Source organism: Streptomyces sp. NPDC041135, from assembly GCF_055592085.1.
In genome coordinates this window covers 1-12,216 of the sequence record NZ_JBVIYZ010000029.1, presented here as the reverse complement: position 1 = coordinate 12,216, position 12,216 = coordinate 1, and the positions used below count along the sequence as shown (strand labels likewise).

General features: G+C 73.6%; 5 protein-coding genes. All 5 read left to right on the top strand.

Features of this window, described 5'->3' with window-relative positions:
• Positions 1–136: 136 nt before the first annotated feature.
• Positions 137–1,120, top strand: coding sequence for a 2,3-diaminopropionate biosynthesis protein SbnA (gene sbnA / locus ACZ6CZ_RS33505; RefSeq protein WP_469028900.1), 984 nt, complete (start codon positions 137–139; stop codon positions 1,118–1,120).
• 7 nt (positions 1,121–1,127) lie between these two features.
• Positions 1,128–2,129, top strand: a complete 1,002-nt coding sequence (gene sbnB / locus ACZ6CZ_RS33500; RefSeq protein WP_469028897.1) for a 2,3-diaminopropionate biosynthesis protein SbnB — start codon at positions 1,128–1,130, stop codon at positions 2,127–2,129.
• 95 nt (positions 2,130–2,224) lie between these two features.
• Positions 2,225–2,440, top strand: coding sequence for an MbtH family protein (locus tag ACZ6CZ_RS33495; protein ID WP_469028895.1), 216 nt, complete (start codon positions 2,225–2,227; stop codon positions 2,438–2,440).
• A 64-nt stretch (positions 2,441–2,504) separates the two neighbouring features.
• Positions 2,505–7,568 (top strand): amino acid adenylation domain-containing protein, encoded by a 5,064-nt coding sequence (locus tag ACZ6CZ_RS33490; protein ID WP_469028893.1) that lies wholly within the window; start codon positions 2,505–2,507, stop codon positions 7,566–7,568.
• Positions 7,565–12,216 (top strand): amino acid adenylation domain-containing protein (locus tag ACZ6CZ_RS33485; RefSeq protein ID WP_469028891.1); only part of this gene is annotated, 4,652 nt, incomplete at its 3' end. The genes ACZ6CZ_RS33490 and ACZ6CZ_RS33485, both read left to right, overlap by 4 nt.

Here is a 12,216-nt window from a genome sequence, read left to right as displayed (position 1 = left end):
GCGCACCCCGGCTCCCTCGCGCGTGCCCGCCCGCGGATGCGGGACCCCGGCCGTATAGGGGAGGTATAGCGGTCCCGCACAGAATTCGAATGTCAGGTCAGAGGTTTTCGACAGTGCCTGCCACGAAGGGACAGCCGTGCCCGAGAAACCGTACTCAGGAATTCTGGCGACCATCGGGAACACTCCGCTGGTTCACCTGGAAAACCTGCTGCCCGGCTTCGGGTCCAAGATCTACGCCAAGGTCGAGCGATTCAACCCGGGCGGCAGCGTCAAGGACCGGTCGGCGCTGAGCATGCTCGTCGACGCGGTGCGCAGCGGCGAACTGCGGCCGGGCGAGTCGGTCGTCGTCGAGTCCAGTTCCGGCAACCTCGCCGTCGGTCTCGCGCAGATCTGCCGCTCGTTCGGACTGCGCTTCATCTGTGTGGTCGACAGCAAGACCACCAGTCAGAACCTGGCCGTCCTCAACGCCTTCGGCGCCGAGGTCGAGATCGTCACCGAACGCGACACGGCCACCGGCGAGTACCTGCCCGCCCGCCTGCGCAGGGTGCGCGAGCTGGTCGCCGGAACAGCCAACGCCTTCTGGCCCAACCAGTACGCCAACCCCCTCAATCCGCGCGCCCACGAGGTCACCATGCGGGAGATAGCCGGCGCCCTGGACGGCCGGGTCGACTATCTCTTCGCCTCCGTCTCGACCTTCGGCACGCTCAAGGGCTGCGCCGACCACATCCACGCCGAAGGCCTCGGCACCACGGTCGTCGCCGTCGACGCCCTGGGCAGCGCGATCTTCGGACTGGAATCGACGGCACGGCTCATTCCCGGGCACGGCGCCTCCGTGGTGCCGGCACTGATGGACCCGCAGGCCGCCGACGAGGTCGTCCACATCTCCGACCTCGAATGCGTCGCCGCCTGCCGCAGACTCGTAGCCCGCGAGGCGATCCTGGCCGGCGGCTCGTCCGGGGCGACGGTCGCGGCGCTGCGCAAATACGCCGAGCACATCCCGGACGGATCGAATTGCGTACTCATCTTCCCGGACGGCGGCGACCGCTATCTCGACACCATCTATTCCGACGAATGGGTGCGCCGGAATTTCGGTGAGGTCTCCCATCTCTGGAAGGACTGAATTCCCCATGATCGTCATACGGCATGCCGACGTCGAGAGCATCCTCGACGGCCGCGAGGCGGACAACGTCCGCACCGTCGCCGAGGCCTACCGGCTGCATGCCGCCGGGCGGACCGCGGTCCCCCACTCCGTCTTCCTGCGTTTCCCCGGACACGACCGTGACCGCATCATCGGCCTGCCCGCCTACCGCGGCGGCGACCGCCCGGTGGCCGGCCTGAAGTGGATCTCGTCGTTCCCGGCGAACACCGAGTCGGGACTGCGGCGGGCCAGCGCCGCGATCCTGCTCAACTCGCTCGCCACCGGCCACCCCGAGGCGCTGATCGAGGGCTCGGTGATCTCCGCCCGGCGTACCGCTGCCAGTGCCGCGCTCGCCGCCGAGCTGCTGACCCGCGGCGCACGCCCGACCGGTGTCGCACTGATCGGCTGCGGCGTCGTCAACGAGGAGATCCTGCGCCATCTGCGGGCGGTGCTTCCGGAGCTGACCGAGGTCACGCTGTACGACCGGGCCCGCTCCCGCGCTGAGGAGTTCGCCGGGCGGCTCGCCGCCGACGCGTCCGGGCCGGCGGTCGCGTGCGCCGACTCGCTCGACGAGGCCCTCGCCGCGCAGCCGCTGGTCTCCTTCGCGACCACGGCGGGCGTACCGCACACCGGCCTCGACGCGGTGCGGCCGGGCTCCCTGGTGCTGCACGTCTCACTGCGCGACCTGCACCCCGAGGCACTGCTGGACACCCACAACATCGTCGACGACGCCGACCACGTGTGCCGCGAGCACACCTCGCCGCACCTGGCCGAGCAACTCACCGGCAACCGCGACTTCATCGACGCCTCGATCGGCGAGCTGCTCACCGGTGAGCGGGAGTTCGTCCGCGTCCCGGGCCGCACGACGGTGTTCTCGCCGTTCGGCCTCGGTGTGCTCGACATGGCCCTCGCCGCCTTCGTGCGCGATGCGGCGGCCGCCGGCGGCCTGGGGACACGGGTCGACGGCTTCCTGCCCCCGCCCGCCGCCTGAGGCACGCGCACGCCCGTGCGCGTCCGGCACCGCCCGCACCACCCCACCACCCACCGCCGCCCGGCGTGGGCACCACCACCCTCCAAGGAGCAGACATGGCGACCGAGCCGACCGACGACCGCACCTACCGCGTCGTCCGCAACGACGAGGACCAGTACTCGATCTGGTGGACCGAGCGCGACCTGCCCGCCGGGTGGAGCGCCGAGGGCACCGAGGGCACCCGCGAGCAGTGCCTCGCCCGGATCGCCGAGGTCTGGACGGACATGCGCCCGCGCAGCCTGCGCGAGCGCATGGAGGCCGGCGCGGCCTGACCCGGCGACCGCCCCGCCCCTCGTTGGCACCTTCTCTCTTTCGCGATCCGGAACAGGAGATCTCGTGAACGCCGAACAGCGGTCGGGTGACGTCCCCGACATCCGTCCCCGGCCGTCGGCGGCCGGAGGCACCCTCCTTCTGCCCGAGAGGTTCGCCGCACAGGTCCTGCGCACGCCGCACGCGGTCGCCGTCATCGACGGCGCCCGCACCGTGACGTACGCGGAACTCGACCGGGCGGCCAACCGCATGGGGCACTTCCTGCGGGGGCTGGGGGCCGGGCCCGATTCGGTCGTCGGGGTCGGCCTGGAACGCGGCGCCGACCTGGTCGTCGCGCTGCTCGGAGTGTGGAAGGCGGGCGCCGCCTACCTGCCGCTCGACCCGGCCCAGCCACCGGCCAGGCTGACCGGTCTGGTCCGTGCCTCGGGCGCCCGGATCGTCCTGGCCCCAGCGGGGCTGGAAGGCGCCGTACGCGACGCGGGCGCCCGCCGGGCGGGGCCCGACGAGGTGCCCGCCGGCCTGCCGGACACCGCCCCCGCGGGCGGCGCGGACCCGGACGGCGCGGCGTACGCCGTCTTCACCTCCGGCTCCACCGGCACGCCCAAGTGCGTCGTCATCACCCACGCGGGCATCGCCAACCGCGTCGGCTGGACCGTGCGCACGCACGGACTCGGCCCCGCCGACCGCATCCTGCAGAAGACGTCCATCGGCTTCGACGCGGCCGGCTGGGAGATCTTCGCGCCGCTGGTCGCCGGCGCCGGCGTGGTCCTCGCCCCGCACGGGGCCGAGCGGGACCCGGCGGCCCTGCTCCGCGCGGTGGCCGGCCACCGGGTCACCGTCCTCCAGGTGGTCCCGTCCGTCCTGCGCATCCTCGTCGAGGACGGTGACTGGAGCGGCTGCGGGTCGCTGCGGCTGCTGTTCTCCGCCGGTGAGGCCCTGCACGCCGAACTCGTCACCCGGCTGCGCGAGAAGGCCGGTCCCGCGATCGAGGTGTGGAACACCTACGGGCCCACCGAGTGCTCCATCGACATCACCGCCCAGGCCGTCGATCCGGCGCAGACCAGCGGCGCGGTACCGATCGGCCGCCCGCTGCCCGGGACGCGTGTCCTGGTGCTGGACCCCCACGGCGACCCGGTCCCGGTCGGCACCCCGGGTGAGCTGTACGCGGGCGGGACCGGCGTGGCCCGCGGCTACCTGGCCCGGCCCGACCTGACCGCGGAACGCTTCGTGCCCGACCCGTACGCGAGCGAACCCGGCTCCCGCCTGTACCGCACCGGTGACCTGGTGCGCTGGCGTACCGACCGCACCCTCGACTACCTGGGCCGCCTCGACCAACAGGTCAAGGTCAACGGCGTCCGCATCGAGCCGGCCGAGGTCGAGGCGGCGCTCACCGCCCATCCCGGCGTCACCGGTGCCGTCGTCCAGCCGTACGAGGCGGGAGGCGGCAGCAGGCGGCTCGCCGCCCACCTCACTGTGACCGGAGACGCGGCCGCGGGTCCGTCGCCCGACGCGCTGCGCGCCCTCCTGCGCGAGCGGCTTCCCGAGAGTCACATCCCGTCGTTCTTCCACACCCTGGACGCCTTCCCACTCACCCCCAACGGCAAGGCCGACCGGGCCGCACTGCCCACCCCCGGCGACATCGCCGCGGCCGACCAGCCGTCCTTCGTCGCCCCGCGCACCGCGGCCGAACAGCTCGTCGCGGACACCTGGGCCGACCTGCTGGGGCTGAACCGGGTCGGGGCGCTGGACGACTTCTTCGGCCTCGGCGGCTCCTCCCTGCAGCTCACTCGCCTCGCCGCCCGGCTGCGCGCCGCGTCCGGCGCGCCGATCCCGCTGCGCGGACTGCTGCGGGCCACCACCGTCGAGGCGCAGGCAGGGCTCATCGAGGCCCCTCCCGCCGACGAGAGCCCGGTCGTGCCGGTCCCGCGCGACGGTGAGCTGCCGCTGTCGTCCGGGCAGCGCCGCCTCTGGTTCCTGGACCGGATGCACCCGGGCAGCCCCGAGTGGGTGGCCCCGCTCTTCCTGCGGCTGCCCGCGGCCACCGGCGCCGACACCGTACGACGCGCCCTGGAGGCGCTGTCCGCCCGCCACGAGGCGCTGCGCACCCGCTACCCGGACCGGGCCGGCGAGCCCCGCCAGGTGATCGGCGAGGCCGGCGCGCAACCGGTCGAACTCCGCGTCGAGGACACCTCCCGCGATCGACTGGGACAGCTGTTCCGCGAGCAGTTCGAGCGCGGGTTCGACCTCGCCGCGGGACCGCTGTGGCGGGCGCTGCTCGCTCGCACCGGCGGCGACCACGTGTTGCTGCTGACACTGCACCACATTGCCGTCGACGGCTGGTCCACGGTCGTCCTCGAGCGCGAACTGCGGGAACTGTGCGCCGCGTTCGAGACGGACCGCGCGCCGCGGCTGCCGGCGCTCCCCGTGCAGTACGCCGACTACGCCGCCTGGCAGCACGCCCGGCACACCGAGGACTTCGTCGCCGGCGAACTCGCCCACTGGCGTTCCGCGCTGGCCGGCATCGAACCCCTCGACCTGCCCCTGGACCACCCCCGCCCCGCCGAACGCGACCCGCGCGGCGCCGTCGTCCCCTTCCGCGTGGAACCGGAACTCGCGCGCCGGCTGGCCGAGTTGGGCAGGGCACACCGTGCGACGCCCTATATGACACTGCTCACCGCGTACGCCACCCTGATCGCCCGCTACAGCGGCGGCTGGGACATCCCGGTGGGCACCCCCGTCGCCGGCCGCGGCCGCCCCGAGACCGAGAACACCGTCGGCTTCTTCCTCAACTCCCTCGTCGTACGCTGCGCACTGGACGCCGACCTCACCTTCGCCGCCGCCCTCGACCGGGTCGGACAGGCGGCGCGCGCCGCCTTCGCCCACCAGGAACTGCCCTTCGAGCGGCTCGTCGACGAGCTCCAGCCCGAGCGCGACCTGTCCCGCACCCCGCTCTACCAGGTCGCCTTCGACCTGCACAGCGAGGGCGTCACCAGCGTCGCCACCGAGGACGACGACATGGCGGCCTTCACCGCCGCCTGGCAGGTCGCCAAGACCGACCTCTCCCTGTTCATGCGCGAGACCCCGGACGGCGCCCTGGACGGCGTCCTCGAATACGCCACCGCCCTCTTCGAGCGCGCCACCGCCGAGCGCCTCGCCGGACACTTCACCAGCCTGCTCCGGTGCGTCGCCGAACGACCGGACCTGCCGCTCGGCGAGGTGGACTTCCTGTCGGCCGAGGAGCGCGGCCGGCTCCTCACCGGGTGGAACGACACCGAGGTCAGCGCCGAGTCCGAGACCGTCCTCGCGCTCGTGGAGGCCTGGGCCACCGCCGACCCGGACGTCACCGCCCTCTCCCACGGCTCGCGCAGCGTCACCTACGGTGAGCTGGACGCCGGCGCCAACCGCCTCGCGCATCTGCTGCGGGAGCGGGGCGTCGGCGCCGAGTCGCGGGTCGCGGTGCTCCTGGACCGGGGACCCGAGCTGGTCACGGCCCTGCTGGCGGTGTGGAAGGCCGGGGGCGCCTATCTGCCCGTCGACCCCTCCTGCCCCGCCGAGCGGCTCACCGCCATGCGCCGCAGCGCCGGAGCGAACACCGTGATCACGTCCAGCGCCCACACGGCGGCCGCCGGGGACGGCGCCATCGTCGTCGACACCGACTCGGCACTGATCGCGGCCGCTCCGGCCACCCGGCCCGCGCGCACCGACGACCTCGACCGGCTCGCCTACGTGATCTTCACATCGGGTTCCACCGGGACGCCCAAGGGCGTCGAGGTCACCCACCGCGGCCTCGTCAACCATGTCGCCTGGGCGGCACGCGAGCTGGCGCCGCGCGACTACGGCGGGGCGCCCCTGTTCTCGTCCGTCGCCTTCGACCTCGTCGTCCCGAACCTGTGGGTGCCGCTGGTGACCGGGCAGCGGCTGTTCCTGCTGCCGCAGGACACCGACCTCTCCGAGCTGGGCAGGCATCTTGCCGGAGCTGAACCGTTCAGCTTCGTCAAACTCACCCCCGGCCACCTCGACGTGCTCGCCCTCCAGCTCACCCCGGCCCAGGCCGGCGCCCTCGCCCCGGTCCTCGTCGTGGCGGGGGAGGCCTTCTCGGTGGCCACCCTGCGGCGGTGGCGGGCTCTGGCCCCCGGCACCCGCCTGGTCAACGAGTACGGCCCGACCGAGGCCTCCGTCGGCACCTGCGTCTTCGAGGTGCCGGAGGAGACCGGGGAGAGCAGGGAGAGCGGCGAGAGCGGAACGCGGGTCCTCCCGATCGGCCGGCCACTGCCCAACATGGCGATGTACGTCCTGGACGACCGGCTCCAGCCGGTACCCGCCGGGGTCGCGGGCGAACTCTACGTCGGCGGAACGGGAGTGGCCCGCGGCTACGCCGGCCGCCCCGGCCTGACCGCCGAACGCTTCCTGCCCGACCCGTTCGGCGCGCCCGGCGCCCGCGTCTACCGCACCGGCGACCGGGTACGCCGGCGGACGGACGGCAACGTCGAGTTCCTCGGCCGGTTCGACGACCAGGTCAAGATCCGCGGCTACCGCGTCGAACCCGGTGAGGTGCAGGCGGTCCTGGCCGCACACCCGGCCGTGCGCGAGGCGTTCGTCACCGTCCACCCGCTCGGCGACGGTGAGCGGCAGCTCGTCGCCCACTACGTCGCCGAGAGCGGCGGCGACCTCGCCGGCACCCTCACCGCGCACTGCGCCCGGCGGCTGCCGGACTACATGGTGCCCACCGTCTGGACCCGGCTCGACGCACTGCCCCTCAACGCCAACGGCAAGGTCGACCGGCGTGCCCTGCCCGGCCCCGGCGCGGACGACGGGCCGGCCGGGCGGGTGCCACCGAGCGGCCCCGTCGAGGAGCGCGTCGCCGAGATCTGGAGCGAGCTGCTCGGCACCCGGGCCGGGGCCCACGACAACTTCTTCCACTCGGGCGGCAATTCCATCTCCGCGATCCGGCTGATCTCCCGCATCCAGGAGGAGTTCGAGATCGGTCTCGCGGTGCGGACCGTGTTCGAGCAACCCACGGTCGCAGGCCTCGCGGCCACCGTCGAGGAGCGCATCAAGGCGGAGATCGCCGCACTCGCCGACTCGGAACTCGTCCATGACGAACTGCTGGTGAAGGGGTACGACGCATGACCGGGGACAAGGCTCAGACGGTCCGGGACACCGCGGCACTGCGCGACGAACTGCTGCGCCGCCGGATGGCGGGCGGGCGCGGCGCCGGCCGGCGCACAACGGTGCCGCGCGCGGACCGCACGGCCCCGCTGCCGCTGTCGTACGGACAGCAGCAGATGTGGTTCCTGAACCGGCTGGAGCCGGACAGCACCGAGTACGTGGTGCCGCTCGTGCTGCGGCTGCGCGGCCCGCTGGACCCTGCGGCGCTCGGCCGCGCCTGGCAGGCACTTGTGGAGCGCCACGAGATCCTGCGCACCCGCTACGCCCTCGCCGGGGACGAACCCGTCCAGGTCATCGACGCGCCGCGCCCCACCTCGCTGGACGTCACCGCGGTGGCGGACGAGGAGAGCCTGCTGCGGGCCGTCGAGGACGACATGGGCCGGCCCTTCGACCTGGCGGGCGAGTGGCCCGTACGCGCCCGGCTGCTGCGGCGCGCCGCCGACGACCACGTGCTGTCGGTCGTCTTCCACCACATCGCCTGCGACGCCTGGTCCACCGGCGTCCTCGGCCAGGAACTCTCCGCCCTGTACGGAGCCTTCACCAGCGGCGCCGGCAACCCCCTGTCACCCCTGCCGGTGCAGTACGCGGACTACGCCGCCTGGCAGCGCGCCGAGCTGGACGGCGGCGCCCTGGCCCGCCAACTCGAGCACTGGACGGCCCGCCTGGCCGGCCTCGAGACGCTCCGGCTGCCCACCGACCGGCCGCGTCCGGCCGTACGGGACGCGGCGGGCGACAGCGTCGCCTTCACCCTGCCCGCCCCGCTCACCGCGAGCATCCGCGAGACGGGCCGGCGCCACGAGGCCACCCCCTTCATGGTGGTGCTCGCCGCCTTCCAGGCCCTCATCGGCCGCTACACCGGCCGCACGGACGTCGCCGTGGGCACCGTCGGCTCGCAACGCACGCTGCCCGAACTCCAGGGCCTGATCGGCTACGGCATCAACAGCCTGGTGCTGCGCGGCCGCTGGAGCGACGGATCGTCCTTCGGTGACCTGCTCGCGGCCACCCGCGCCACCGTCCTCGACGCCTTCGACCACCAGGCCGTCCCCTTCGCGCAGCTCGTGGACCGGCTCCAGCCGGAGCGCGACCTGTCCCGTACGCCGCTCTACCAGGTGGCGTTCACCATGCACGGTGAGCGGACGGCCGCCTTCGACCTGGCCGGCGTCACGGCGGAGCCGTACCTGGGCACCGGCCACGTCGCCAAGACCGACCTCGACCTGCAGCTGACCGAGCACGCCGACGGCTCACTCACCGGCCGGCTCGAGTACGCCACCGCCCTGTTCGACCGCGCGACGGTGGAGCGCATGGCGGACCACCTGCTGCGGCTCCTCGAGGCGGGCACCGCCGACCCGGCCGTACGCCTCTCCGCGGCCGGCATCCTCGGCGCCGAGGAGCGGGCCCTGCTCGCCGGCGCCCCCGAGCGCGTGGAGCCGGTCACCCGCCGCGTCCACGAGATCTTCGAGGCGCAGGCGGCCCGCACCCCGGACGCCGTGGCCGTCGTCTTCGAGGACCGGGCACTGTCCTACGCGGAGCTGGACACCCGCGCCAACCGCATCGCGCACCTGTTGCGCGGCAAGGGCGTCGGCCCCGAGGACCTCGTCGGCGTCTGCCTGGAACGCGGCATCGACCTGATGCCCGCGCTCCTCGGCGTGCTCAAGTCCGGCGCCGCCTATCTGCCCCTGGACCCGGCCAACCCCGCCGACCGGCTCGCGTACATCGTCGAGGACGCGAACGCCCCCGTCGTGCTGACCACCGCGGCGCAGGCCGGCGTCCTCGACGGGCGCTACGCGGGCGAGGTGGTCGAACTGGACACCGCGGCCGCCCTCCTCGCCGCCCAGCCCGGCAGCGCCCCCGGCGTGGCCGGCAGCCCCCAGAATCTGATCTACACCATCTACACCTCGGGCTCCACGGGCCGCCCCAAGGGCGTCGCCGTCACCCACGAGAACGTGGTGCGGCTCCTCGCGCGCGGCCACGAGCACTACGCCTTCGCGCGGACCGACGTGTGGCCGCTGTTCCACAGCTACGCCTTCGACGTCTCCGTCTGGGAGATGTGGGGCGCGCTGCTGCACGGCGGACGCCTCGTCGTCGTGCCCTTCGCCGTCACCCGCTCCCCCGAGGAGTTCCTCGACCTGCTCGTCGAGCAGGGAGTGACGGTCCTCAACCAGACGCCGTCCGCCTTCCGCGCGCTGACCGCCGCCGCCCGCGACGGCGACCCGCGCATCGACCGGCTCGCCCTGCGCGCCGTGGTTTTCGCCGGCGAGAAGCTGGAGGTCTCCGAACTCGGTCCGTGGGCGGACCGCGTCGGCCTGGACCGCACCGCCCTGGCGAACATGTACGGGATCACCGAGACCACCGTGCACACCACCTACCGGCGGCTGACCGCCGCGGACCTCGACCCGCGGCGCGGCAACCCGATCGGGCGGCCGCTGGCCGACCTGACCGTGCGTCTCCTCGACGGCAACGGCGAGCTGGTGCCCGTCGGCGTACCCGGCGAGATCCACGTCGGCGGCCCTGGTGTCGCCCGCGGCTACCTGGGCCGCCCCGACCTGACCGCGGAGCGCTTCGTCCCCGATCCCAGCGGACCGGCCGGCGCCCGCCTCTACCGCAGCGGCGACCTGGCCCGCCGGCTCCCCGACGGTCAGCTGGAGTTCCTCGGCCGCGCCGACGACCAGGTCAAGGTCCGCGGCTTCCGCATCGAACCCGGCGAGATCGAGAACGCCCTCACCGCCCACGAGGCCGTCCGCGACGCGGTCGTCCTGGTCCGCGAGGACACCCCCGGCGACGCCCGGCTCGTCGCCTACGTCACCGCGGGCCCCGCCGGTGCCCCCGCCCCGGCCCAGCTGCGCGCGTCACTCGCCGCCGCGCTGCCCGAGTACATGGTCCCGGCGGCCTTCGTCGTCCTCGACCGGCTGCCGCTGACCACCAACGGAAAACTCGACAAGCGCGCCCTGCCCGCCCCCGGTCAGGACGCCGTCGGCGCCACCGCGTACGTCGCCCCGCGCACCGTCGTGGAGGAGCGCGTCGCCGAGGTCTGGCAGGACGTGCTCGGCCTCGACCGGGTGAGCGTCGAGGACGGCTTCTTCGACCTCGGCGGGCACTCCATCCGGGCGGTCACCCTCGTCGGGCGGCTGCGCGCCGCCGGGTACGACCTGGCCGTACGCGACGTCTTCGAGCACCGCACCGTCGCCCGCATCGCCGAACTCGTCACCGGCCGCCCCGCGCCGGCCGCCCGGCCCGCCACGGTGAGCCCGTTCGCCCTGCTGGCGGACGAGGACCGGGACCGGCTCCCGGAAGGCCTCGCGGACGCCTACCCGCTGTCGCAGGTCCAGCTCGGCATGGTCGTGGAGATGCTGACCGACGACGGCAGACACCCGTACCACAACGTCACCTCGTTCCGGATACGCGACGCCGAGCCCTTCAGCGAGGCGGCGCTGCGCGAGGCGGTGGCCGCCGTCGTCGCGCGCCACGACGTCCTGCGCACCTCCGTGGACCTCACCACCTACTCCGTACCGCTGCAACTGGTGCACGCCCACGCCGAGATGTCCCTCGGGGTACGTGACCTCAGCGCCCTCGGCGAAGAGGAACTGCGGGCGTCGCTACGGGAGTTCACGGCCGCCGAGCGTGCCGACCTCTTCGACCTCGCCACCGCACCGCTGCTGCGGCTGCACGCGCACCTCGCCGGCGACGGCAGCTGGTGGCTGACCAACACCGAGTGCCACGCGATCCTGGACGGCTGGAGCCACCACTGCTTCCTGATGGAGGTCCTGGAGGAGTACCGGCGGGTCCGGGACGGAGAGCCCACCGCTGCCGCGCCGGACGGAACCGCCGTCCGCTTCGCGGACTTCGTCGCGGCCGAACTGTCGACGCTCGCCTCACCGGACGCGCGCGGCTACTGGCAGGACGTCGTCACCCATCACGCCCGGCTGTCCGTCCCGGCCCCCTGGACCGGCGACGCCCAGGACACCGGACAGCCCTACCGCGTCCCCGTCCCCTTCCACGACCTGGAGGACCGGCTGCGCACCCTGGCGGCGAAGGCGGGCGCGTCGCTCAAGAGCGTGCTGCACGCGGCGTACCTCAAGACGATGAGCCTGATCACCGAGGAGGAGCGGTTCTTCACCGGCCTCGTCTGCAACGCCAGGCCCGAGGTCCTCGGCGCGGACCGGGTGTACGGCATGCACCTCAACACCCTGCCCTTCGCCCACGACCGCTCGGCCGGCACCTGGCGCGAGCTGGTGGCGCAGGTCTACGCCCGTGAGATCGACCTCTGGCCGCACCGGGCGTACCCCATGCCCGTCATCCAGCGGGAACTCGCCGACGGCGAGCGTCTGATCGACATGCGCTTCAGCTACCACGACTTCGACCAGGTCGACCGCGACCGCGTCGACTACCTGGCCAGCATCGACGACAGCCCGACCGAGTTCCCGCTCGGCGTCTCCGCCCGTATCGGCCACCTGGTCCTCACGGCCTCGCCCCGAGCCCTGGGCAGGGAGGCCACCGACCGCCTCGCCGGGATGCTGCGCTCGGTGCTGGAGGCGATGGCGGCGGATCCGGAGGGGTCGGCGCGTCAGGCGCATCTGCCGGCGGGGGAGTACCGGCGGTTGGTGGTGGAGTG

Bases quoted from the DNA above. Each gene is read 5' to 3' on its own strand.
- ACZ6CZ_RS33495 (WP_469028895.1), top strand. From the start codon at position 2,225: ATGGCGACCGAGCCGACCGACGACCGCACCTACCGCGTCGTCCGCAAC.
- sbnB (WP_469028897.1), top strand. From the start codon at position 1,128: ATGATCGTCATACGGCATGCCGACGTCGAGAGCATCCTCGACGGCCGC.